This is a genomic window from Methylocystis sp. (assembly GCF_050251305.1).
GTDB lineage: Bacteria > Pseudomonadota > Alphaproteobacteria > Rhizobiales > Beijerinckiaceae > Methylocystis.
The window spans coordinates 14,443-35,775 of record NZ_JBFWNB010000027.1 but is presented as its reverse complement, the minus strand read 5'-3'; the positions used below and the strand labels follow the sequence as shown (position 1 = coordinate 35,775).

Below are 21,333 nucleotides of genomic sequence, written 5' to 3'. Positions count from 1 at the left end.
TCACGCTTTAGTCCAATTTCTTGAATGTGGTTTGCATAAACAATTTCAGGCTGTTGCATGGTCGGAGTGGCGGGAGTGTCGCCCGCTAGTGAAAACAAGGAGTTGGGGCGTCAAACCGAGGGGTATGCCCCCACTGATTTTCCAGGCGTTTTTCAGCCTTTGTCAAACCGCGATGGACCGCCTCAAAAGCAAACCGCCGTGCAGGGGGCTGGATCCCGGCACGGCGGATTGCACCAGCAGAAAGCAGCGAACTTTCATCAATCAGAATACGTCGGCGCCGGCCGGTCGGCAATTGCAAAATTGCCGAGTCGCGCGAAGCTCGCGCGCAAGTGGCCGACGCTTCGTATCAATCGCTTGACCTGGCGTTGGCGCGACGATGCGAGCGGCGCCAAGGGCGATGATCTCCAGTCGCTGCTCGTCTACCTGGGGGAGGGCGCGCGATGAACGCTCTCGACCCGACCAAATTCGCAGCGGCGAAACTCAATCTTCTGCTTGGCGTCGGACTCGACGCCGAGCTGCCCAAGCTCGCCTTGCGCGTCGCCAATGTGCTCGTCGGCCAGTACATGTGCGCCGACAATGGCGGCGAGGCGTGGCCGGCAATCAAGCGCCTCTGCGGTGACCTTGGAATAGCCAGCGAGAGCAAGGTCCGGGACGCTCTTTATGCGCTCCTGGAACGGAGTCATCTTGTCGCCGAACGAAAGGCCGGCGGGACGACCCGCTATCGCATCGCCGAGCGGTATTTCGACGGCGGAACACAGCACGAAGAGAACAGCGCCCAGCCCCAAAATGGGGCGGGGTCTAGGGCAACCCAGCCCGAAGGCGGGGCTGACACCCAGCCCCAAAACGGGGCTACCCCCCAGCCCCAAAACGGGGCGGGGAGTCCGCCCCGCCACGGGGCTACAAACTCCGGGAATATAACTCCGGGAAATGAACTCCGGGAATTGAACTCCGGGAAGGACTCTCCCTCCTCTCCCTCTCACGCGCAAAAGCCGGCGAGCGAGAAGGCAAGCGAACCGCCAACTCCCCGCAAGACAAAATTTCCGCCCGATGGCTTCGAAGAGTTTTGGAACGCGTACCCGCTTCGCGTCGAAAAGCTTGCAGCCATGAGAGCATTCGTACGGGCCGTACGCAGCGGCGCGCCGCCCGAGCAGATCACTGCGGCCGCGAAGCGCTTCGCGGCGAAGCGGGCGCTTGTGTCGGATCCGGAAGAGCGCGAGCGCTATACTCCGCATCCCGCGAAATGGCTCAATGGCGGACGTTGGACCGACGAGCCGGCGCCGCAGGCCTCCACTTCCTTCGAAGGCTTGCCGATCGTCGGAGGTGCGCCTCTCCGTCGCATCCCGCGTGAAGGCCACGGCTTCCGCATCATGCGCGTCGAGGAGTTTTTGCAATGAACCTTCCCGAGAACGTCACGCGCATCGCGCCGTCGAAGCCCAAATCCGCGAGGGAGAAATCCGCGATTGCGGTCCTGCAGGATCGTTTCGGCGGCGTCGCGCAGCTCGTCGCACATCGCAATGGCCAGCTCTTCCGCGCGGATCTGTCCCAGATGACGGAACTGAGCAGCTGCTACGCCAGAGACCGCGAGCGCGCCCTGGGGCGGCTGGAAAAAATCCCGTCTCGCGAGCTCCTCGAGGAGCAGCACGAGGCGCTTCGCGCTGCGCTCTACGAGCCCGCCAGCGAGAGGGAAGCGCGAGCCATCCTCGGGCTCATGCTCGAGGGAATCCCCGCGGCCGCGTCCGGCGCAACGCAGTCGTACGGCGACGCGCTGGCGTTCGCAGTCATCCATGCGGACGACGACCGTGACCCGGAAACCTATCCCCACTGGCGCGGGTTCTCGGCGGCCGTGCTCTTCGCGGCAACGCGACGGATCTGGACGACGACGACGTTCACGCCGTCGATCGCAGAGGTCATCAAGACTGCACGCGAGGTGAGAGCCGACTACTACGCGGCGCTCGCCAGAACCAACAGGCTGCTCGAATTGCGCGCCAACGCACGAGACGTGATCGCGGACACGCGGCGCTGGATAGGCGCCGATGATCTCCACGAAGACGACGAGCCGTTCTGATGCCGGCCGATGAGGATCCGCGATCGCGCGGGTCCTTCCGGCGGTCTGGATGTATGCGGTCAAACGGAGCCCGCGAAAACGCCAGTGACAGCAACTTTTCGAGCCTAAAATTTAGGGCGCTAACCTAAAGTAGAAGCCTCTATGGAGACGATGCGGAAAAGTGAGTTTGCGAAGCTCGCTGGCGCGTTTTTCTGAGGCTCAAGCTATTAGGGTAGCGGCGCGAGCTTTGCGCGCTGTGCGAGTCGTTTCTGGCCAATGCGCTCAAGGCAACGAGTTGAGGAAGACGACGCCGCCTGTGAGTCGTCAACCGACGGCGTCGAAGATCGGACCCCGGGCTAGACGGTGTGTTCCTGCTCCGGGTTGTCGAAGACGGTGATGTCGAACACGACATCGAGCGGCGTTCCAAATTCGACTTGCGCGAAAAATTCGACGCCGTTGGCCTCAACGTTGCTGCCATGCGGGCGAATGTTCTTCACGAAAATTGGCGCGGCGCCCCGGTGCTTGCTCTTGCCGCCGATCGTGGTGCTCGGCTTCCACTCGCAGGCCGAGATATGAACTACGGACTGCGACGTGATCGGATCCCAGTTGAAATTCAGCCAGCCGGTGGCGACGGAGTGCCACCACACGCGAATGGTTCTATTAGCCATTTGGATAACTCCCTTTTGAGAGAAATAATTGGGTTTTGACGATTCAACCGACGTGCTGACACAGTCGAGTCGCGGCCGGTTCGCCGCTCTTGCGAGCGCCCCTGTCCGTCCTAGCCGAGGCTCTTAGAACTCTGAATGTCCGACACATCGGGTCAGTAGCATTCGAGCCTCTTGGACGCTTGCTCTGTTCGGATGAGGGCCTAAGTAAAGTTGCGCCGCCGCCGCTTGCTCCTGCCGGCGGCGGGCCTCTGGGAGGAGCCCGCGGCTTGGGTCTGGGTCGCGGGCTTTCTTTCGCTGTGGGAGCCAGCGGGCTCGCTGCGGTTTGCAGTCGGTGTAAGTCGGCCTTATCTTTCGGCCAGCTTTCTTTGACCGCTCTGGGGAAATCCCAACAATTTTGCGGCCAGGAACCATGGCGCGGGTAAAGCGTTGTATGCAAGCGATGATAGAAATCGCATTACTTCGGGCTGGGTGTTCTCATGTCAGTTTATCAAATAGACACGACAGACCATTCCCAAGGCGGAACAATTCCGAAATTGAGCTTCCCGCCGCAATTGGCGGTCGCGTCGTTCGTTTTAGTCGCTGCACTTTTCATGGCGTTTGTCGTTAATGCAAACGTGAGCGAGCAAGTGCGCAATTCTCATGTATGGATCTGGGTGACTGTCGCTTTTATCGCCATTGCGGCGTGCATCGGCCTGCTGTCTCTCTACGTCGCGCGTAGGGAAGCTCGGGAGGAGCGAGAATATCGCGACCGATTGGACAAACTCCATGAGGAAGGGAACAAGAAATTTGATGATTTAATCAAATAATTACGAGACATTTATGGTTGATTTTCCAACCCTTCAGAACTCCGATGACATCCTGGCGTATATCCAATCTGCGCCGGCTGCCGGTCTTTCAGATAGCACGGTCAACGAAGAATATCGTCACTGGACTCGTCAAATTGAGGCGCAATGGACCGCCGAGCAGCTTCGGTCCGAAATCAAGGACCCAGGCGACGATTTGCTGGACTGGGTTGGGGGCGTTCTCACGGTCCTAGGATTTCCTGTTCTCGCCCTGAATTATGTATTCGGTACCTTCGTATCGGGCGCTGGTCTCGTCCTTTTCGGGTTGAGTAAGATTGACAAGGCGAGGGACCGCCGGGCGCGCAAGAGAACAAGAGACGCAGTGCGCCTTGTCGATGAGCGCAGAACGGCGCTCATGAATGAAGCCATAGAGCGCGCGCAAAAGAGGAATGCGACCTCAGCTTCGATTACGCCTTGAGGCACTCTTTTTGGAGGGCGAAATGTTGAAAAGGACTTTTTCCGCTTCGATCTTCGCCGCCGGCGTCTTCGTCGCCAGCACAGCCTTCGCTCAGACGCCCGACGCACCCGGCTGCGCCGCCCGGGCGACGGAAAAGGATCTGCACGGCGCGGCGCTGAGCAGCTTCATGAAAAAATGCGAGAGGGATGCGGCAAGCGTCTCATGCGACGCCGCCGCCGCCGAGAAGAAACTGCACGGCGCCGCGAAGACGAGCTTCACGAAGAAGTGCGTCAAGGACGCGATGGCGAAGGCGGGCGTTCAGTAGAGGACCGAGCTGGCGCGTGCAGTGGCACGTCGGCGCTTCGCCAGTCGATTTCCGCGGTGCCTACAAAAGGCCGCGCTCCGACTGCGCCTCGGAATTCGTCTCTCGCACCAGACTCGATGTGGGGTGCGCAAGGTGTATAGCCATGACCCGCTCAGAGCAAGCTTTCCGACGCGATTGCGTCTGGATCGCTAGAATTATGGCATTCAAACGGTTGACGAAAGAGCATTGACGCGATCATGCTTCCGTAATCGACCAAAGAAGGGTCACGCCAGTCTAACATTGGGTGTGGCGCGATCTCATGGAAGACTCTATGTGCATTTGGACTTAGTGAGAGCATCGAAGGTCAAACACGCTAGCTCTCGTCTACATATTCGCGTCTTAGGGACTTTTTGTATGGCTGGCCCCATTCTCTATTCCGCCAACCCTTGGTTTTCAACGGAAGTCGCAGAAAAATACCGTGAGGGCAATTATTTTGCCTGGGTATGTGAGTTCTTTGATAGCGAGCGGGATGCGCCCGCAGGCTCGTCGGGAACTATGATCGCTCCCAGCTCGAACCCGCGCAAAATATACGAAGATCTTCTTCAGGAGTACAGGGCTCAGGAGGAGCACTGTCGCATCATTAAGGACCATAAAAAAACATTTACCCGACTCGCTAAGAAATGGCTTGCGGACGGATCAATAACTGACGACCAGTTTACCGAGATAATCGCGAGTGTGAAAGCGCGATCATGGCGAATTTGGAAGCCGGTGCTATATGTCATCCCCCGAAATGGCCTTGACCCCACCCGGCTCACCGAAGTGCAAAGGCGCGACCGGGCGGGCTACGGACCGGAATACCAGATCTGCGATCTAAAACGTCATGAGTTCGATATAGTCGACTTATCACCGCTGGTGAGGTCACCATGATTAAGGCTGTAGAAGGCATGGACCGAAAGGCCGCCATCGGGGTGCTGGCCCGAGCAGCTTTGTCTTTGGGATACGTTAACCGTCCATCCTACGTTCTCGCCGGCGAAGAAACCGTTCGAGAGAACATTATTGAGGAGGTGCGCCACCGGTTGGGTATTGCCGAGGACGACAACAGCCCCGATTCGATCGAAAAATTGGCGGAGGTCTTGGATGAAGAATCTGACCGTTTGCTTGCACCTCACGATACACAGTCAGCTTTGGAGCGTTTAGCTGTACGCGGCGACCTCCCGTCTGACTTATACAAGATCAACATAATTCCCAACGTAGTAGACCTCTATGGACGTCAGTTCCCGTTGGAGAAGGAAGTCATCGAAACAACGATCAGATCTCCCTCAATTGAACAGCATTATGGGCTGCCTACGGCACCTGGTGTGCCGGCATTAATATCGTTGTTCCTGAAGCTGTTTCGGACGAGGTGGCCGCTTAGGGATTTCGTGATGCTCGTCGCTGCTCAGCGCGATCAGTTTCAGCTGCACGTACACCAAGCTTGGCGAATTTATCCGTCCAGGGTGAATACGGCGGGGCTCAAGGAGCCGGTAGATTGGCTACGCAGGTTTTCAGAAGTTTACGGAAAAGACATTGAGATAGACGGAGAGAAGGGTCGTTTTTTTCTGTTTCTCAATAACAAAGTCCCGGAAAAGGTTCACTTGCGCCCAAAAGGTGGCAAGGAAACTATTATGGTGAGTAGGTTCACGCAAAATGATCCTCTCTCTGGTAAAGAACAGGCGGCCCTAATTGTCGCGATCGATGTCAACAAATATATGTCGACTGTAAAAGATCTGGCAGTTAAACGCCAAGATTTCATTGACGGTTTTGTGCCGGAGCCAACTCGGGCGCTTGAAGGCGCTGAGGGGGTCAAAGAACGCTAAATCAGCACCACTTGGTCGAGCCCGCGAAACGTCGCTTGCCGTCTATAATTTGCTCAGCTTGAATATGCATTGGAAGCTAGCACAGGATCTAGCGAGCAAAGCCTGTTTCCTCAATCTGCTCGCCCCGTCAGGTTATTCATCATTCTCCGCGTTCAACTCCTCGATGGGGATGGTAGGAGCGGATTGTTCTGTCTCACGAAGGCGGACGCCGGGGCCGCCTCCGTCTCGCTCAATGAATTCGACACCACCTTTTTCGAGCGCTGTGCGGATGGCGATCGCATCGTTTGCCGGCACATTTGTCCGGCCATTTACCTCCTCTGTGCGCCGCACGGTCGTTACCCCGACCTTAGCTTTCCCGGCCAATTTGAAAACCGTCCAACCGAGCAAGGCCCGGGCAGCTCTAATTTGTGCTCCAGTAATCATTTGTGCTCGCATGCTCTGAAATTGATTGCGGATCGAGGTGTTCTTAAAGGATCTAAGGCTCGCTCCCGTTCCCCTGTTTCAGTTTCTTCAGCTTCACGCCGGGCTCGTCCCCGGAGGTGAATTCGACGCCGGCCGCCTCAAGGGCGGAGCGGATCGCGGCGAGATTATTTACTGACGGGACGCGACGTCCCTTCTCAAAATCCCTGATTGTGCTTTCGCTCAGATTAGATTGCGAAGCCAGCCGAGTTTGAGACCAATCCAAGAGACCGCGGGCGGCGCGCGATTGCGCGGGCGATAGCTGTATCAACGAAAACCGTCCTTCATACACGGAAATCGTTGACAAGCGCTTAGTCAACGATTATCGTCAAAATTACGCGATTTCCGCGAATTTGCAATGCCTCATGGCGCCGAGACCCCCGTCTCGGCGCACGCCCCCGCCTTGCCTGGAGAAAACCCATGATCCTTGAGACCGCTGACGCCGCCCCTCTCTTCGTCGAATACCGCCCCGCCATGCGCCGGCGCATCGCCGCCGCCGTCGACGCGCTCGTCGCGTTGCTCGACCAGATCGACGGCGACTCGGACTTCGAGGAAGACGAGCCGCTCGAAGACGACGCGCCGGCCGAGGACGTCGGCGACGCCGAGCCGAGCCTGGGCGCGTGCGGCGGAACATGGAACGCCGACACCTTTAATCAGTCCCGCTGGCCACACGGCGCGAAGGACGATCGCGAAGACGAAAGCGAGCTCCTCGAGGACGGCGCCGACGGTGAGCCGACGCTCGGCTCGACAACGGCCATCAATCAGGAGCGAGCCTGGGCAGCGCCGCGCGGCTGGCCGGTAGACGACGGGGAGCCTTCGCTCGGCTGGACGGCTCCGGGCCGCGGCCATCCCGAAACGGCGATGCGCGGCTACGACGACGAGCGCGAGCAAAACATCGGCGCCGACGAGCGCGAACACGACGATGCCGAGCGCTCCGGCTGCGGCGACATGGACGGCGTGATGGAGCAGCACGGCTTTGGCGTGAGTTACGCGGAATGAGCGCGCCGGCGCCCTTCGTCCAGTATCATTATTTGACAGGGTGTCGGAAGTTGCCTATCTATTATCTGACATCGTGTCGGAGGTAGAAGCATGGAACAGCGAAAAACACTTCCTGAGGTGGCCAAGATTTTGCATGTCCATTCGTCCCGCATCGAACAATGGATCTCGCGCGACCAGTTCTTGCCGGAAATCTTCGGGGAGCGCGGAAAAACTCGCGAGTGGACCTTTGCCGAAGTCATCCGACTCGCAGTTTTTGTGCGTCTGGTCGATGCGGTCGGAATCGACGCAAAAGCAGCTGGCCTGCTCACGCAGGTCGGCTTTCACGGTTTCAAGGACGACTCGGCCTTTTTGGTCGCCTACAAAAGCAATCTTTCGAAGCGGAGCAATCCTGCCTGGTCCTCTGACCTCGTAAAGGGCAGGGATCTCGGCGAATTCCTCACCTCCAAATGTCGTTACCCGAAGGCGCTGAAGCCTGGCGTCGACAAGGAAACGATCCGAGAGAATTCCAAAGCGGAATTCTGCGCGGCGCATGTCGCGATCGTGGTCAACCTCGACGAGCTCGAAGGCGAGGTGAAGGCCAAATGGTGAAGGATGCCGTTCGAGCGGATCATCGACGCGACGAAACAAATCGCGAACCGAAAGCCGTCGGCGCGTTTCCGGGGGGCGATCCTTCTCGATTGCTGCCCGAACGGTCCTGCCGGAGTTATTTCGCGATAAAAGATCGGTGCGCAGAGGCCAACGCGATCGCGCGAGATTTGACCGCTCAGACGAATGATCTGCGCGAGAAAATCCAAACCAAAAAAGCTCTTTTAGACACTTTCCTAACCGGCGCTCATGACGGCCTGTCGCATAGCGAAAAAGAGCCCTACGCAATCGAACTCGCGGCGGAAATTCAGGGGCCCGTCGAGGCGCGCAATAGGCTGGAGGCTCGTATCGCTGCGCACGCCGAGCGCCGCAACGCGTTGGTCATTCTTGACCGACGGCTGACGGAATTTGTCTCGAGCCTTTCGGCTGCGCCTGCCGCAACGGCGCCGCTCGATGTCAAACTTTCCGTCGAAAAGTTCGATGTGGAGCTCGCGAAGACGCGCGCTGAGATAAGCGATCTCCTCAACCGCATCGCGCAAGTCGACTGCGCGCCTCATCCGTCCGGCCTCGTGAAGCAGCGCGCCCGCACAAAGATAGAAGCGCGCGCGGCGCGCCCCAATGTCCGCGTCGCAATCGAACATGGAGAGGACTTTCGTTTCCCCACCAACGTTGAAAAAGCCGGCGCAGCGATCGACGTCGAGGGGTTGCTCTGCTGGCTTCATCGGGACGCGCTTATCGCGGCCGTCGAGCGAGAGATCGACGAAGCCGCCGACGACTCCAAGGCGCTGGACGCTACCACGCGAAAGAGGATGCGCACGGAGCTCGCTGCGGAACTCTTCGCCGCCGAGACTCGGGAGGAAACGATCATTTCGGCCGCTGAGGCGGTCGGCCGGACCTTCGATCGTCGCGCCGATGCCGACGTGCGCGCGGTTCTCGGATTGGCGGCTGCGCGGTCATGAAGCGGGATCTCGCCCATATCGCGATGCGCGCATACAACGCGCCTCTGCTCATGCACCCGCGCAAGGCTTTGGTCCTGTCGTCGGTGTTGTCGGAACACATTGCCGGCGTCGCGCCGCTCGTGGATATCGATAGCGCAAAGGCTGAGGCACAGGTCGAGCGCGAGGCGCATGCGCAGATGCTTGACCGCTTCGATGGCGAGCGCCGCGGCCCGCGCGTGACCAATGCTTATGGCGACTCCTATATCCAAACACGCTATCGCTTCCGCAACGGCGTCGCGCTCATCACCGTCGAAGGCTCACTCGTCAATCGCGGCGCCTACATCGGCGCGGCGTCGGGTCTGACTTCCTATGAAGGCGTGACGGCGCAATTCGCCGCGGCGGCCGCGGATCCGGACGTGAAAACGATCCTGCTCGATCTCGATAGCCCCGGCGGCGAAGCGGGCGGCGCATTCGAGCTTGCCGATTTCGTTCACGCGATTGCGCAGGAAAAGCCTGTCGTCGCGATCGTGAATGCACTCGCGGCGTCCGCAGCCTATGCGATGGCCTCCGGCGCGACGCGGATCGTCACCACGCCGTCCGGCGTCTCCGGCTCGATCGGCGTCGTGATGCTGCATCTCGATCAGTCGCGGCGCATGGATCAGCTCGGTGTGACGCCGACGCTCATCTACGCCGGCGGCCACAAGGTGGACGGCAATCCGTTCGAGCCGCTTCCCGAAGCCGTCCGCGCCGATCTTCAGGCCGAGGTCGACCAGCTTTACGCGATGTTCGTCGCGACGGTGGCGCGCGGCCGGAGCAACCTCACCGAAGAGGCGATACGCGCCACCGAAGCGCGGACCTGTCTTGGCGCGGAAGCTGTAGAGGTCGGACTCGCCGATGACGTCGGCGCATTTGTCGACATCGCCGATGAACTTCAAAGCAGCGGCATGGGCCGCAAATTCGTGAAAGGAGCGAACATGTCGCAGGCTGACCATAAGCGTTCGTCAAGTGTCGCAAACGGCGCGGAGCCGCGCCTGGAGACGACTGCGCAAGAGCTTTCTGGCGCGATGCAGGCCCTCTTTCCCGAAAGCAAGCGGGCGCAAGCGTTTTGCGAAGCGCTTGGCAAGGGCGCATCGATCGCGCTCGCGGCTGATCTTGCCAAAATGATCGACGACGCGCCGGCGAGCAAGATGTCGCCGCTGCAAATGGCGATGGCGCAACAGCGCCGCCCCGATCTCGGACCAGGCGGAGATCCGGCGCCGCGACAAGCGGCCAAGGATGACGTCTGGGCGCACGCCATCGCCACCGTCAACAGAGAGTTCGGCCGCGCCTAGGGCGCGGGACGTCATTCGCTAACAGACAATCGCAGGAAAGGTTCTCCCCATGATCACGATGGACGTATTTAACGAGGACGCCTTTTCCGCGACCTCGCTCACCGCCGCCGTCGACAAGCTCGACCATGTGCCGCGCCTGCTGGGCTCGATCCCCGGGCTCTTCGAGATGGACCCTGTTCGCACTAAGGAAATCTGGATCGAAGGTCGCGACACCGGAGCGGTCATCTTGCAGACGTCGCCGCGCGGCGCGCCGCCTCATTATACGGTCGACGATCTGCGCAACGCCCGCGCTTTCAAGACAGTGCGCGTCGCCGACGTCTCGCGCATCGATGCGTCAGCTCTCTTGGGAATCCGCGAGTGGGGCTCTGAGACAGAAGTGAAACAGCTTACGACCGAAGTCGCGCGGCGTCAGTTTAAGATCAAACGCAACATGGGTCTCACCATGGAAAATCTGCGCATGGGCGCGGTGCTCGGCCATGTCAAGGACGCAGACGGTTCGACGATTTACGATTGGGCGGCGGAATTTGGACAGTCGATTCCGACAGAAGTCGACTTTGACCTCGACAATGCTTCTCCGGCGTCTGGCGCGGTCAGAAAAAAGTGCAATGAGGTCACTCGCTCAATTCTGAAAGGCCTGAAAGGCGTGGGCGAACCGCAGCGCATCGTGGGGCTGTGTGGCGACGAGTTCTGGGACGATTTGACGGCTCACCCCGAAATCATCGCCACATATCAAAACCGGTCGGACCAGGCTGGCGCATGGCTGCGTAACGGCCTCGGCGCCGTCTACTCGACGTTCAACTACGGCAACATCGATTTCATCAACTATCGCGGCACCGATGATGGCACGTCGCTCACGGTCGGAGCCGACAAGTGCAAGTTCTTTCCGGTCGGCGCGGGCGTCTTCCGCTGGGCGATGTCGCCCGGCGAAAGCTTCGAAGACCTCGGACAACTCGGCAAGGAGTTTTACTCGCGCATCGTCGTCGACAGGGATCGCGGCGCATGGGCGAATGTCGAAGTCTACTCCTATCCGTTGCCGGTGTGCACTATGCCGCAGGCGTTGCATCAGGGGCGTCGCACCTGATGTTTTTGCAAATCGCATCACTCGCGAGCGGATTCACGCGAGCGTAATCTGGGAGTTTCCATGCGGGGTCTCCGGGAGCCTCGGAAGCGCTCAATCTCGCAAGACCGGGAGATCGCCCATGCGCCTCGACCGCGGATGTAGCGGCGGGGCGCATGGAACCTAAACTCGGATGGTATGAGTCATGACGGTTGCGGAAAATCGTCGACGTTTGGGAATCACGCCGCGGTTGCTGCGGCGCGAGCGCGCGGCCGCCTATCTCGACATTTCCCCCGCTCACTTCGACGCGCTCGTGAGATCGGGCGCTCTCCCGCCGCCAAAGCGCCTCGGCTCGGCCGTGAAAGCGTGGGACGCGCGCGACCTCGACGCGCGGGTTGACGATCTCCCTTACGATGGCGCGGCGCCGAATGCGCCATCCGACTGGGACTAGCCGCCATGCCCCGCAAGGACTTTCCGTTCGTTCAAAGATTCATCGATCGCCACGGCCGGCTGCGCTTCTATTTTCGCAAGCCCGGCCACAAGCGCATCGCTCTTCCCGGCCCCTACGGGGGCGCCGAGTTTCTCGCAGCCTATCAGGCAGCAAGCGAAGGCGCTCCGCTCGAGGTGGGCGCGGCTCGGACGATCCCCGGCACGATGAACGCTCTGATCGTGAGCTACTACAAGTCGTCGGGGTTCACGTCTTTGCGGCCCTCGACGGCGCGCGTCTATCGCAACATCGTCGAACGGTTCCGCGAGGAGCACGGTCACAAGAGCGTCGCAGGAATGCAGGCGCGCCACGTTCGCGCGATCATCGCCGCCAAGGCGGCTACGCCGGACGCGGCGAACCGGCTGCTCGGCATGATTTCCCTTCTCATGGATCACGCCGTCGCCGAAGAGATGCGGCCGGACAATCCGGCGTTCGGAATCAAGCGCTTCCGCCATAAGAGCGAGGGCTTCGCCACGTGGCGCGAGGACGACATTGGCGCCTTTCGCGCTCGCTGGCCGCTCGGCTCCCGCGAGCGCCTCGCATTCGAGCTTGCGCTCGGGACCGGCCAGCGCCGGGGCGATCTCGCTCGGCTCGGCTGGCGAAACGTCGCCGGCGGCGCGATCAACTTGAAGCAATCGAAGACGGGAGCCGCGGTCGCGGTCCCGATCGTTCCTGAGCTGCGCGCCGCCCTGGATCTTCTGTCTCGCGACCGGCTGACGTTCATTGCGACGTCGATCGGCGCGCCTTTCACGCCCGCCGGCCTCGGCAACTGGTTCCGCGAGGCGGTGCGCTCCGCGGGCCTTTCGGACGAATTGTCGCTTCACGGCCTCCGCAAGGCCGCTGCGAGACGTCTCGCCGAGGCGGGGTGCACGACGCACGAAATCGCGTCGATTACCGGTCACAGGACGCTCTCCGAGATCGAGCGCTACACGCGCGAGGCGGAGAAGGCGCGGCTCGCCAAAGCGGCGAGCGCAAAGATCGTCCAGGCGTTCGGAGGGAAGGGGGAAGAGTGAACAAAAATTGTCAAACCGAGGCGAAAGGTTTGACAAATTTTCGCGTAAGCATCTGAAAGCAAAGGAAGTCAAAATGGAAATGGTCGGAGTGGCGGGATTCGAACCCACGACCCCTTGTCCCCCAGACAAGTGCGCTAACCGGGCTGCGCTACACTCCGACTCGCGCCCTTATAGTGAGGCCGCGTTGCGCTGGCAACGCCGGCTCTATCCTTTGGTAAGCTTGAGCAGGCGCATGCATTCTTCGATCTCCGCAAGAACGTCGCGCAGGATGCGCGCCTGCGCCTCATGGCGTTCGCGCGCTTCGGCGGACGCCGCCGCCTGGTCGAGCCGCTCTTCGATCTCGACGACCGGCGCCGCGCTCTGGCGATCAATGTCATCGAGATCGGGGTCGTGCGCGCGCAGCGCGTCGCGTTCGTCGGCCGAGAGCCCCCGGAGGCGCGCCACCGCTTCGTCTCGCGCCGCGCCGATCCGCGCGTCGACCGCTCCGTCTTCGACGGGGAGGGGCCTCTCGGCCGTTGGCGGCTCTGGACCGCGCCGTCCGGCGCCGGCGATGACCGCTTCCGGCCCCTGTTCCTTCAGGATGCGCTGCACGCCCTTGATCGTATAGCCTTCGTCGTAGAGCAGCTGGCGTATCGCGACCACGAGCTCGATGTCGCGCTGACGGTAGAAGCGGCGTCCGCCGGCGCGCTTCAAGGGGCTGATCTGCTTGAAGCGGGTCTCCCAGAAGCGCAGCACATGCGCCGGAAGGTCGAGACTCGCCGCGACCTCGCCAATCGTGCGCATCGCTTCTTCGGTTCTGCCCGTCACCTGGCCCCTCGACTCCAAGACAGGCTATTCATACATCCGCCGGCGCTCTCATCAGCCAAAAATCGACCTGCCTGCGGAAGCTGGCCCGGGGGTGTGGACAAGCGGCCGCCGCATCCCTTAACTGACCGCCGTCATCCAGCTCCCAACCCTTGGCGTCTCATGGAAGATTGGCTGCATTTTCCTCATCCAGTCCCGGCGATCAGACACCACGCCAACGAGGCGAACGCCCTGGCGGTGCGCAATTGGCTGTGGCTCGTCGCGGCGTTGGTCTTTCTGATGGTCATTGTCGGCGGCGCCACCCGTCTCACCGAATCAGGCCTCTCCATCGTGCAGTGGAAGCCGGTCACCGGCGCGCTGCCGCCGCTGTCGCAGCAGGAGTGGCAGGAGGCCTTCGACGAATACAAGCAGATTCCGCAATATAAGGAATTGTTCCCGGACATGGATCTCGCCGGGTTCAAATACATCTACGCCTGGGAATGGGCGCATCGTCTGCTCGGGCGGCTGATCGGCGTCGTCTTTGCCGTTCCGATGATCTGGTTTTGGGCGACCGGCCGCCTGCCGCGCTCGGTGAAGCCAAAGCTTCTCGGCATTCTTGCGCTCGGCGCGCTGCAGGGTGGCGTCGGCTGGTGGATGGTCGCGTCCGGCCTCGTGAATCGCGTCGAGGTGGCGCAGGAGCGTCTCGCGATTCACCTGTTGCTCGCCGCGCTGATCTTTTCCGCCTGTCTATGGGTCGCCGGCGGCCTCGGCCCGCGCGCCGCCTCTTTCGTGCATGAGGGCGCGGGCCGGCTGAAGGCCGTGGCGCTGACAATCCTCGCGGTCGTCTTTCTGCAGATTTTCGTCGGCGGCCTCGTCGCCGGATTGCGCGCCGGCCTCGTCAACAACACCTGGCCGCTGATGGACGGCGCGTTCATCCCGCCGGCCGACGTCCTGTGGCGCTTGGAGCCGGTCTGGACGAACCTCGTCGACAATCCCGTCACCGTGCAATTCTTCCATCGGATGATCGCCTATCTGATCCTCGCTTTGGCGCTCGGACATCTTCTCGACGCCTGGATGAATGCGGAGGGACGGGCGCGGCGCGGCGCCATGATCCTGTTCGGCCATGTACTGATGCAGATCGCGCTTGGAATTGCGACGCTGGTGCTGGTCGAGCCGCCATTCTCCGGCGCGCCGCATATTGGGCTGGCGCTGGCGCATCAGGCGATCGGCATGGCGGTCCTGGCCGTCGCGACGCTGCAGGCGCGACGCCTTGCGCAAGACGCCATGACGCATTGAGGCGACGACGTGCAGAATCTTCCGATCCTCGATCTTCCCGGACCTGAATTTCTCAACGTGTTCGGGCTTGTCGTCATCCTCGTGCTGGCGGGGGCGTATCTTTGCATCCGCTTTGCGGATCGCACGGATCGTCGTGCGCCGCCGCCCGTGCCGCAAGACCCCGACGCGATGGAGGTCGCCTTCCTGCAGGGCGGCGTCAATCAGGTCATTCGTACGCTGATCTATGACCTTGCGCAGCGCGGCTTCGTCGCGCTCGCCGCGGAGGATCACGTGATCCCCACAGAAAAGCAGCCGCAGCCGGGCGAACTCAACGCCATGGAGACGCGTCTGCTCGAGGCTGTTCGGTCGAAGCCGAAGGCGCATACGCTGTTTGAAGACCGCAGTCTGCGGCGGCGGCTGCTGGTTGAACTCGCGCCGGTTCGCGCGCGCCTCGCGGCGGAGGAGCTGATCAAGCCCGAATCGGTGAAGATCTGGCGCCGGCGCGCGCAGATCGGCGGAACGCTGATCATCGTCGGTCTGGCGCTGGCGAAAATCTATGTCGAATGGGTGAGGGGCCCGGCGAATGTCGCCTATCTGGTCTTTCTCGCAGGCGCGTCCCTCGCGGCGCTGTTTGCGCTGGCCTATGTGATGACCAGAACGCACGCCAGCCGTCGCGGCCACGCCTATCTCGAAGCGATGCGGCTCGCTTACGGCGGACGCTTGAAGGAGGCGATCGCGCACATCGGTTCGCCCGGACCGGAGGCGCGCGCCTTCCACGGCGCCGCGCTGTTTCTCATCGGCCTGTTTGGATTCGCGCCGCTCAAAGGCACGACGGAGGCGATGTTCGTAGAGGCCTTCAGCCGCGGCTCCGGGAGCCAGGGCGCCGACTGTGGAACGAGCTGCGGCGGCAGTTGCGGCGATGGCGGGGCGAGCGATTGTGGCGCCGGCGATTGACGCGCCCGCGCTCGGCTCGGGACTCGGCTATCGCCCGCAGTTTCGCGCCGATCTCTTCGCGCATCGCGAGCAAATCGATTTCATCGAGATCATTGCGGATCATTATCTCGACGCATCGCGCGAGAAGCTCGACGAACTCAAGCTTCTGAAAGCGCATTTCCCGCTCGTCGCGCATGGCCTCGATCTTTCGATCGGAAGCGCGGAGGGTCTCGATTCACGCAATCTCGACAAGATCGCCGCGCTGATCGAGCGGATCGATCCGCCCTGGTGGAGCGACCATCTGTGCTTCACGCGCGCCGGCGGCGTCAGCATCGGCCATCTTGCGTCGCTGCCCTACACGCAGGAGACGATCGACGTCGTCGCGCGCAACGTCGAGGCCGTGCGCAGGCGCATCAGGACGCCGCTGATCCTGGAAAACATCACCACCGTCGTTCGCATTCCGGGCGGCGAAATGGACGAGGCGGAATTTTTGTCGCGCACGCTCGAGGCGACGGGATGCGGCTGGCTGTGCGACGTCGCCAATATGCATGTGAATGCGAGCAACTTCGGCGGCGATCTCGACGCAACGTTCGAGCGCTGGCCATGGGACAGGCTCGTGCAAATCCATTACGCCGGCGGCCGCGAACGCAACGGCATGCTGATCGACAGCCACGACGCGGCGACAAGCGACGCGGTTTGGACGCTCTTCGATCGCATCGTCGCGCGCGCGCCGGTCAAGGCGGTCATTCTCGAGCGCGACGAAAACATTCCGCCGTTCGGCGAACTTCTCGACGAGGCGGCGCGCGCCCGATCGACGCTCACGGAAGCGGGGCGATGGCCTTAGCCGAGATGCAGGCGCTGCTGGCGCGCCTTTTCACAGACGACGATCTGCGTCGCGAATTCTTCGAGTCGCCGATCGCCGTGGCGACTCGGCTGGGTCTGAGCATGCATGACACGCAGCGCCTCGTCGCGATCGACCCCCGCGAAATGGAAGCCTTTGCGCAGAGCCTGATCGGTAAGCGCGCGCTCTATGCGCGCAAGGCGCTGCCGCTGACGGCGCGCGTATTGGGCGATCAATTCGACGGACTTTTCCGCAAGGCGATCCGCAGCGTCGCGCGGGACGAAAGACATCGCGCCGACGCGGCGGCGCTGTCGGCGCTTCTAGACCTAGGGGTCGCGGGGCGCGAGCTGGAGCCCGACTGGATCGGCGATCTCGCGCGCTTCGAACTCGCCTTTGTCGACGCCGGAGGTTCAGGCGCAGCGTTGTTCCTTCGACGGTTCGGCTTCGACGTCGCGTCAATCGCGAAGGGCCTCGCGAGAGGCGAAGAGGTCAGCCCAAGGCGCCGAAAAACGCTGGGCGTGTGGGCCCGCCGTTCCGGCGGCAGGCTGCGCTGGACGCTTTTCAGGATCTAAGCGCGGCGTAACGCTTGCGGCATTTCGGCATGGCGCCGTTCGACGACCACGTCGATCATGCGCTCGGCGCCGCGATCCCGCGACTCCTGGCTTTGCGCCTTGGCGAGGTCGTCGCTGGCCTCTTTGAACTGCGCCTCGGCGTCTTCGAGCTGCGTTCGCAATTCGGAGATCGACGCGACGATGTTGTCGCGCCGCCCGCGCGCCGCCCGCGCATAGGTCGGATAGGCGAAGTGGTTCAGATCGGTGATGTTCGCGCGTTGCTCTTCATGGCCGATTTCGCGTTCGAGCTCATTGGCCATACGCGTGAATTCGGCGATCATCGCATTGAGTTGGAGGACGCGCCGACGTTTTTCCTCGGCCTGGAACCGTTTGAGACGGACAAGCGTATCCCGCGATTTCATGCGACAAGCTCCGTTACGCGACTTATACGAAACAAATCCTTAACTCCGCGAGACAAGGCTTAATATGCCCCGCGGAAGTTGCTCTTTTCTTACCGAAATCGAATTTCTTGAACGCCGGCGCCGCAGTGTGTCTTCTTTGCATCGCCTTGAGCGCGGGGCGCGCTTTCCCGGCGCACGCGTCGCCCGGCGGGCTCGCCGTGACGCTTGCGCACGCGGGCATTCGGTCAGCTGCTAGACGGCGGGTTCCTTGGCGCGCGCAGGCGCCGCCGCGGCGCCGCCATAGCGGCGATAGACGAAGTCCGGCGCCGGGGCGCGCGACTCCACTTCGGCATAGGCGGCGAAGCGCGCATGGTCGGGCGAGAGATGGCAAGCAGGATCCGTCGCCGCCGCGTCGCCGGCGATCGCGAAAGCCTGACACCGGCAGCCGCCAAAGTCGATCTCGCGGCGGTCGCAGGAACGGCAGGGCTCCTTCATCCATTCCGTGCCGCGGAAGGCGTTGAAGGCCGCGCCGTTGCGCCAGATCTCGGCGAGCGGCGCATCGCGCACATTGTCGAAGCTCAGTCCCGGCAAGGTCTGCGCGGCGTGGCAGGGCAACGCCTTGCCCGACGGCGTCACCGCCATGATCGATCGTCCCCAGCCGCCCGTGCAGGCCTTGGGCCGCTTGGCGTAATGATCATAGATGACGAAATCGAAATTCAGCACGCCGGCGAGACGCTTTTTCGCCTCGTCCACGATTCCGACCGTTTCCATAAAGGTTTCGCGCGTCGGAATGAGCGCGGCGCGATTCACCTGCGCCCACGCGTAATACTGAATATGCGCGATCTCGATGCGCTGCGCGTCGACCTCGACGGCGAAATCGATGATCTGCGGCAGATGCGCGATGTTCTGTCGGTGCATCGGCGCGTTGATCGTCAATCCCATGCCGAATTCGCGCGTCCATCGGGCGACGTCGCGCTTTCTGGCGACGCCGTCTTGATAGCCAGAGATGCGGTCGGCGCTTTCGGGAACGACGTCCTGAACGGAGACCTGCACATGATCGAGGCCGATCTCGGCGAGACGTTGCAAACGCTCGCGCGTGAGCAGCACGGCGGAGGTGACGAGATTGGTGTAGAGCCCCGCGTCCACCGCATGCGCGAGGATCGCTTCAAGATCGCGTCGCGCTGTCGGTTCGCCGCCGGAAAGATGCAGCTGCAGAGCGCCGATCGACGCCGCCTGACGGAACGTCTCGCCCCATTCGTCTGCGGTCAGCTCCACATTCGGGCGCTCGAGCTCGAGCGGATTGGAGCAGTAGGGGCATTGCAGCGGACAACGATGGGTGAGTTCCGCGAGCAGCCCTGCGGGCCCGCCCGCGAATGGCGCGATCGACGAGGCGAAGGGGGAGGGCGGCAGCGCCGCAAACGCATCCTTGCCGTCGCGCAGCAGCCGCTTGTCGGCGAGGCCCTGCAGCAGCGCGGCGACGTCGCGCGTGATGACGTCGAGCGGGGCGGCGTATTGCTGCGCGAGACTCGCGCAAAGATCGGCGACGCGCGTCGCGCCGTCGATCGCGCGCAGGACGATCAGCCCGATCTGATCGAGTTCATAGGCGCGCTCGGGCGCGAGAATGACGGTTCGAGAACGCGCCCGGTCGTCGTGCAGCCGCGCGTAGCGCGTGAAGCCCGGACGCGAGTCGGGGCCGATCACGAACCGCGCGGCTGGCGCCTCAGACATTCGCTTCTCCCGGACGCCATGCGCCGGGCGGGATCAGCCCAGGCGTGACGTAAGCGTGATGTAATGCGTCAAGCTGCGCCCACAAGACGTCGCATTTGAACCGCACGGCCCCGACGCAGGCTTCCTGCTCGGCGCGGGTTCTGGCGTTGTCGAGCACGTAGCTTAGCGCGAATTCGGAATCGCGCGGCGCCTGGGTCAGTCGGCGCTTGAAATAGGCCATCACATGGTCGTCGACGAAGTCGTAGTTTTCCAGCATTCCCACGATGCGTTCGCGATGGATCGACGGCGCGAAAAGCTCGGTCAGCGAAGACGCGACCGCGACCGTGAGCGGCTGCTCGACGACAAAGCGCACATAGGCTTCGACGGCGAATTTCGTCGCCGGCAGGGCGCCGCGGCGAGACGTCACGTAATCGCGCGAAAAGCCGAGCGCGTCCGTCAGCACGAGCCAGCGTTCGATGCCGCCGCCTTCATCGCCGAGGCCATCGTGATCGTGAATGCGATGGATCCACTCGCGGCGCAGATCGCGGTCGTGGACCCGGCTCATGAAGGCGGCGTCCTTGCGCGGCACCGCCTCCTGATAACAGTAACGGTTGAGCGCCCAGGCGGCGACCTGATCCTTGTCGAGCTTGCCGCCGTGCAGCAGCTTATGAAACTCATGCTTGTCGTGATAGCGCTCGGCGCCGACGGCGCGGATCGCGGCTTCGAATTCGTCGCGGGCAAGCGGCGCGGCGTCACGCCAATCAATGGCTACGATCTCGTTCACAGATTCACCTCCATGCCATCCTCAGCGATTTCCCAGCCGGCGGCTTGCGCGATGGCGTATTCTTCCGAGAACTCGTTGAGCAGAGGATTGGAATTATTGATGTGCACGTAAATTTTGCGCTGCACGTCGAGCGGTTCGAAAGCGGCGATGGAGCCGTCGTCGCCGCTGACATTGATATGGCCCATGCGCGAACCGGTTTTGCCGAGCAGGCCCTGTTCGATCATCTCGTTTTCGTGAAACAGCGTGCCGTCGAAGAAGACAAGCTTGGCTTCGCGAAGGCGATCGGCGAGCGACGCATCCACCTTGGCGCATCCCGGAATGTAGAAGAACGAGTGGCCCGTCTCTGCTTCGATGATCTCCAGCCCGAGCGTGTCGCCGGCGCTTGTCCCGAAATTTGGCGCGTTCGCGTTCTCGAGATAGAGCGCGATCTTGCCGGGAACCGGGAACGCGCGGATGGCGAGGCCGAGATCGAGACCTGCGCCGGTAGCGGGGACGGCTTCCCCCATGTGCAGTTCGATGCGCGGCACGAGCGGCGTCTGCAGGATGGTGAAGATCGGGTTGGCGCCGAGCGCATCGAGCACGCGCCCGGCGGCGTACAGGCTGAAGGGCTGCGCTTCGCGCATATTGAGCAGGCCGGCGACATGATCGACGTCGCCATTGGTCAGCGCCACCGCCTTGATCGGACTCGCGCGCAAACCGTCGTCGGGTCCGGGCGCAAGCTCGGGCGTGGCGGAGATTTGCTGTCGTAGATCCGGCGAGGCGTTGAGCAGCAGCCAGTCGGAGCCATTAGCGCTGACCGCCAACGACGACTGCGTGCGCGGCACGAAGCCCGGCGTTCCCGCGCGAACCGCGCGGCAATTGGCGCAGTTGCAGTTCCATTGCGGGAAGCCGCCGCCGGCGCCCGATCCCAAGACTATGATCCGCATTTGCATTTCCGACGCGGCTGTGGGCCGTGGCGTCGGCTCTCCCTGACGTTGTTTTCTTGGCACTATGCGCAGGCGGTCCGCCTTCGCGCAAGTGCGACCGATTTGCGCGCCGTCATGAAATGTCGAGACTTTTTCCCAATTGCGGCGGGCGC

General features: G+C 62.1%; 26 protein-coding genes and 1 tRNA gene. 19 read left to right on the top strand and 8 right to left on the bottom strand.

The window, feature by feature from the left end:
* Window positions 1-75 precede the first annotated feature (75 nt).
* The 3 genes from AB7F41_RS10670 to AB7F41_RS10660 all read left to right on the top strand — a co-directional run bounded on the left by AB7F41_RS10670 (window position 76) and on the right by AB7F41_RS10660 (window position 2,065).
* Window positions 76-444: a hypothetical protein gene (locus tag AB7F41_RS10670; RefSeq protein WP_428381777.1), complete on the top strand. Its 369-nt coding sequence runs from the start codon at window positions 76-78 to the stop codon at window positions 442-444.
* A complete protein-coding gene (locus AB7F41_RS10665) occupies window positions 441-1,394 on the top strand; it encodes a hypothetical protein (RefSeq protein ID WP_428381779.1) in 954 nt (317 codons plus the stop codon). The genes AB7F41_RS10670 and AB7F41_RS10665 overlap by 4 nt, the downstream gene beginning before the upstream one ends.
* 152 nt (window positions 1,395-1,546) lie before the next feature.
* Window positions 1,547-2,065 (top strand): hypothetical protein, encoded by a 519-nt coding sequence (locus tag AB7F41_RS10660; RefSeq protein ID WP_428406573.1) that lies wholly within the window; start codon window positions 1,547-1,549, stop codon window positions 2,063-2,065.
* Window positions 2,066-2,400: 335 nt separating this feature from the next.
* On the opposite strand, the gene AB7F41_RS10655 is transcribed toward AB7F41_RS10660, so the two are convergent.
* Window positions 2,401-2,712, bottom strand: coding sequence for a hypothetical protein (locus AB7F41_RS10655; protein ID WP_428381781.1), 312 nt, complete (start codon window positions 2,710-2,712; stop codon window positions 2,401-2,403).
* Window positions 2,713-3,188: 476 nt separating this feature from the next.
* Between AB7F41_RS10655 and AB7F41_RS10650 the strand changes: the two genes are divergently transcribed.
* From AB7F41_RS10650 to AB7F41_RS10630, 5 genes are all read left to right on the top strand, one after another.
* Window positions 3,189-3,518 carry a hypothetical protein gene (locus tag AB7F41_RS10650; protein ID WP_428381783.1) on the top strand — a complete coding sequence of 110 codons (330 nt, stop codon included), beginning with the start codon at window positions 3,189-3,191 and terminating at the stop codon, window positions 3,516-3,518.
* 13 nt (window positions 3,519-3,531) lie between these two features.
* Window positions 3,532-3,972 carry a hypothetical protein gene (locus AB7F41_RS10645; protein ID WP_428381785.1) on the top strand — a complete coding sequence of 147 codons (441 nt, stop codon included), beginning with the start codon at window positions 3,532-3,534 and terminating at the stop codon, window positions 3,970-3,972.
* Window positions 3,973-3,994: 22 nt separating this feature from the next.
* Complete coding sequence (locus tag AB7F41_RS10640; RefSeq protein ID WP_428381787.1) at window positions 3,995-4,276, top strand: hypothetical protein; 282 nt, start codon at window positions 3,995-3,997, stop codon at window positions 4,274-4,276.
* A 393-nt stretch (window positions 4,277-4,669) separates the two neighbouring features.
* Window positions 4,670-5,182 (top strand): hypothetical protein, encoded by a 513-nt coding sequence (locus AB7F41_RS10635; protein ID WP_428381789.1) that lies wholly within the window; start codon window positions 4,670-4,672, stop codon window positions 5,180-5,182.
* On the top strand, window positions 5,179-6,111 hold the full coding sequence (locus AB7F41_RS10630) for a hypothetical protein (protein ID WP_428381791.1): 933 nt from the start codon (window positions 5,179-5,181) through the stop codon (window positions 6,109-6,111). Before AB7F41_RS10635 ends, AB7F41_RS10630 begins: the two co-directional genes overlap by 4 nt.
* A gap of 475 nt (window positions 6,112-6,586) precedes the next feature.
* Here the strand turns inward: AB7F41_RS10630 and AB7F41_RS10625 are convergent, their stop codons facing one another.
* On the bottom strand, window positions 6,587-6,862 hold the full coding sequence (locus tag AB7F41_RS10625) for a helix-turn-helix domain-containing protein (RefSeq protein ID WP_428381900.1): 276 nt from the start codon (window positions 6,860-6,862) through the stop codon (window positions 6,587-6,589).
* A 182-nt stretch (window positions 6,863-7,044) separates the two neighbouring features.
* Here AB7F41_RS10625 and AB7F41_RS10620 point away from each other — a divergent pair, with 182 nt between their 5' ends.
* From AB7F41_RS10620 to AB7F41_RS10590, 7 genes are all read left to right on the top strand, one after another.
* On the top strand, window positions 7,045-7,569 hold the full coding sequence (locus AB7F41_RS10620; protein WP_428381793.1) for a hypothetical protein: 525 nt from the start codon (window positions 7,045-7,047) through the stop codon (window positions 7,567-7,569).
* Window positions 7,570-7,659: 90 nt separating this feature from the next.
* Window positions 7,660-8,157 carry a hypothetical protein gene (locus AB7F41_RS10615; RefSeq protein ID WP_428406572.1) on the top strand — a complete coding sequence of 166 codons (498 nt, stop codon included), beginning with the start codon at window positions 7,660-7,662 and terminating at the stop codon, window positions 8,155-8,157.
* A 167-nt stretch (window positions 8,158-8,324) separates the two neighbouring features.
* Window positions 8,325-9,113, top strand: a complete 789-nt coding sequence (locus tag AB7F41_RS10610; RefSeq protein ID WP_428381797.1) for a hypothetical protein — start codon at window positions 8,325-8,327, stop codon at window positions 9,111-9,113.
* Window positions 9,110-10,423: a S49 family peptidase gene (locus tag AB7F41_RS10605; protein WP_428381799.1), complete on the top strand. Its 1,314-nt coding sequence runs from the start codon at window positions 9,110-9,112 to the stop codon at window positions 10,421-10,423. The genes AB7F41_RS10610 and AB7F41_RS10605 overlap by 4 nt, the downstream gene beginning before the upstream one ends.
* 49 nt (window positions 10,424-10,472) lie before the next feature.
* A complete protein-coding gene (locus tag AB7F41_RS10600; RefSeq protein ID WP_428381801.1) occupies window positions 10,473-11,504 on the top strand; it encodes a major capsid protein in 1,032 nt (343 codons plus the stop codon).
* Window positions 11,505-11,685: 181 nt separating this feature from the next.
* Entirely contained in the window at window positions 11,686-11,931 is a 246-nt protein-coding gene (locus AB7F41_RS10595) for a helix-turn-helix transcriptional regulator (RefSeq protein WP_109026432.1), read from the top strand.
* Between the two features lie 5 nt (window positions 11,932-11,936).
* Window positions 11,937-12,980 (top strand): tyrosine-type recombinase/integrase, encoded by a 1,044-nt coding sequence (locus AB7F41_RS10590; RefSeq protein WP_428381803.1) that lies wholly within the window; start codon window positions 11,937-11,939, stop codon window positions 12,978-12,980.
* An 80-nt stretch (window positions 12,981-13,060) separates the two neighbouring features.
* On the opposite strand, the gene AB7F41_RS10585 is transcribed toward AB7F41_RS10590, so the two are convergent.
* Together AB7F41_RS10585 and AB7F41_RS10580 are read right to left on the bottom strand one after the other, a co-directional pair.
* Window positions 13,061-13,138, bottom strand: a tRNA-Pro gene (locus AB7F41_RS10585).
* A 46-nt stretch (window positions 13,139-13,184) separates the two neighbouring features.
* Complete coding sequence (locus AB7F41_RS10580; protein ID WP_428381902.1) at window positions 13,185-13,763, bottom strand: MerR family transcriptional regulator; 579 nt, start codon at window positions 13,761-13,763, stop codon at window positions 13,185-13,187.
* 183 nt (window positions 13,764-13,946) lie between these two features.
* On the opposite strand from AB7F41_RS10580, the gene AB7F41_RS10575 reads away from it, so the two are divergent.
* Genes AB7F41_RS10575 through AB7F41_RS10560 form a run of 4 tightly spaced genes read left to right on the top strand, consistent with a single transcriptional unit; the run spans window position 13,947 to window position 17,384 of the window.
* Entirely contained in the window at window positions 13,947-15,059 is a 1,113-nt protein-coding gene (locus AB7F41_RS10575; protein ID WP_428381805.1) for a COX15/CtaA family protein, read from the top strand.
* Window positions 15,060-15,068: 9 nt separating this feature from the next.
* Complete coding sequence (locus AB7F41_RS10570; RefSeq protein WP_428381807.1) at window positions 15,069-15,992, top strand: TIGR04222 domain-containing membrane protein; 924 nt, start codon at window positions 15,069-15,071, stop codon at window positions 15,990-15,992.
* Window positions 15,976-16,815 carry a DUF692 domain-containing protein gene (locus AB7F41_RS10565; protein WP_428381809.1) on the top strand — a complete coding sequence of 280 codons (840 nt, stop codon included), beginning with the start codon at window positions 15,976-15,978 and terminating at the stop codon, window positions 16,813-16,815. The genes AB7F41_RS10570 and AB7F41_RS10565 overlap by 17 nt, the downstream gene beginning before the upstream one ends.
* The gene (locus tag AB7F41_RS10560; RefSeq protein WP_428381811.1) at window positions 16,806-17,384 is read left to right on the top strand and encodes a hypothetical protein; all 579 of its coding nucleotides are present in this window, start codon (window positions 16,806-16,808) and stop codon (window positions 17,382-17,384) included. The genes AB7F41_RS10565 and AB7F41_RS10560 overlap by 10 nt, the downstream gene beginning before the upstream one ends.
* On the opposite strand, the gene AB7F41_RS10555 is transcribed toward AB7F41_RS10560, so the two are convergent.
* From AB7F41_RS10555 to pqqB, 4 genes are all read right to left on the bottom strand, one after another.
* On the bottom strand, window positions 17,381-17,785 hold the full coding sequence (locus tag AB7F41_RS10555; RefSeq protein WP_428381812.1) for a flagellar export protein FliJ: 405 nt from the start codon (window positions 17,783-17,785) through the stop codon (window positions 17,381-17,383). The genes AB7F41_RS10560 and AB7F41_RS10555 overlap by 4 nt on opposite strands.
* Before the next feature lie 231 nt (window positions 17,786-18,016).
* Window positions 18,017-19,492 (bottom strand): pyrroloquinoline quinone biosynthesis protein PqqE, encoded by a 1,476-nt coding sequence (gene pqqE / locus AB7F41_RS10550; RefSeq protein ID WP_428406570.1) that lies wholly within the window; start codon window positions 19,490-19,492, stop codon window positions 18,017-18,019.
* Window positions 19,485-20,255: a pyrroloquinoline-quinone synthase PqqC gene (gene pqqC, locus AB7F41_RS10545; RefSeq protein WP_428381816.1), complete on the bottom strand. Its 771-nt coding sequence runs from the start codon at window positions 20,253-20,255 to the stop codon at window positions 19,485-19,487. Before pqqC ends, pqqE begins: the two co-directional genes overlap by 8 nt.
* Window positions 20,252-21,181, bottom strand: coding sequence for a pyrroloquinoline quinone biosynthesis protein PqqB (gene pqqB, locus AB7F41_RS10540; protein WP_428381818.1), 930 nt, complete (start codon window positions 21,179-21,181; stop codon window positions 20,252-20,254). Before pqqB ends, pqqC begins: the two co-directional genes overlap by 4 nt.
* Between the last annotated feature and the right edge of the window lie 152 nt (window positions 21,182-21,333).

What these genes read in the sequence shown, in the direction of transcription:
- AB7F41_RS10665 (WP_428381779.1), top strand. Translation starts at nt 441, where the DNA reads ATGAACGCTCTCGACCCGACCAAATTCGCAGCGGCGAAACTCAATCTT.
- AB7F41_RS10660 (WP_428406573.1), top strand. Translation starts at nt 1,547, where the DNA reads ATGACGGAACTGAGCAGCTGCTACGCCAGAGACCGCGAGCGCGCCCTG.
- AB7F41_RS10655 (WP_428381781.1), bottom strand. Translation starts at nt 2,712, where the DNA reads ATGGCTAATAGAACCATTCGCGTGTGGTGGCACTCCGTCGCCACCGGC.
- AB7F41_RS10650 (WP_428381783.1), top strand. Translation starts at nt 3,189, where the DNA reads ATGTCAGTTTATCAAATAGACACGACAGACCATTCCCAAGGCGGAACA.
- AB7F41_RS10645 (WP_428381785.1), top strand. Translation starts at nt 3,532, where the DNA reads ATGGTTGATTTTCCAACCCTTCAGAACTCCGATGACATCCTGGCGTAT.
- AB7F41_RS10640 (WP_428381787.1), top strand. Translation starts at nt 3,995, where the DNA reads ATGTTGAAAAGGACTTTTTCCGCTTCGATCTTCGCCGCCGGCGTCTTC.
- AB7F41_RS10635 (WP_428381789.1), top strand. Translation starts at nt 4,670, where the DNA reads ATGGCTGGCCCCATTCTCTATTCCGCCAACCCTTGGTTTTCAACGGAA.
- AB7F41_RS10630 (WP_428381791.1), top strand. Translation starts at nt 5,179, where the DNA reads ATGATTAAGGCTGTAGAAGGCATGGACCGAAAGGCCGCCATCGGGGTG.
- AB7F41_RS10620 (WP_428381793.1), top strand. Translation starts at nt 7,045, where the DNA reads ATGCGCCGGCGCATCGCCGCCGCCGTCGACGCGCTCGTCGCGTTGCTC.
- AB7F41_RS10615 (WP_428406572.1), top strand. Translation starts at nt 7,660, where the DNA reads ATGGAACAGCGAAAAACACTTCCTGAGGTGGCCAAGATTTTGCATGTC.
- AB7F41_RS10605 (WP_428381799.1), top strand. Translation starts at nt 9,110, where the DNA reads ATGAAGCGGGATCTCGCCCATATCGCGATGCGCGCATACAACGCGCCT.
- AB7F41_RS10600 (WP_428381801.1), top strand. Translation starts at nt 10,473, where the DNA reads ATGATCACGATGGACGTATTTAACGAGGACGCCTTTTCCGCGACCTCG.
- AB7F41_RS10595 (WP_109026432.1), top strand. Translation starts at nt 11,686, where the DNA reads ATGACGGTTGCGGAAAATCGTCGACGTTTGGGAATCACGCCGCGGTTG.
- AB7F41_RS10590 (WP_428381803.1), top strand. Translation starts at nt 11,937, where the DNA reads ATGCCCCGCAAGGACTTTCCGTTCGTTCAAAGATTCATCGATCGCCAC.
- AB7F41_RS10580 (WP_428381902.1), bottom strand. Translation starts at nt 13,763, where the DNA reads ATGCGCACGATTGGCGAGGTCGCGGCGAGTCTCGACCTTCCGGCGCAT.
- AB7F41_RS10575 (WP_428381805.1), top strand. Translation starts at nt 13,947, where the DNA reads ATGGAAGATTGGCTGCATTTTCCTCATCCAGTCCCGGCGATCAGACAC.
- AB7F41_RS10560 (WP_428381811.1), top strand. Translation starts at nt 16,806, where the DNA reads ATGGCCTTAGCCGAGATGCAGGCGCTGCTGGCGCGCCTTTTCACAGAC.
- AB7F41_RS10555 (WP_428381812.1), bottom strand. Translation starts at nt 17,785, where the DNA reads ATGAAATCGCGGGATACGCTTGTCCGTCTCAAACGGTTCCAGGCCGAG.
- pqqE (WP_428406570.1), bottom strand. Translation starts at nt 19,492, where the DNA reads ATGTCTGAGGCGCCAGCCGCGCGGTTCGTGATCGGCCCCGACTCGCGT.
- pqqB (WP_428381818.1), bottom strand. Translation starts at nt 21,181, where the DNA reads ATGCGGATCATAGTCTTGGGATCGGGCGCCGGCGGCGGCTTCCCGCAA.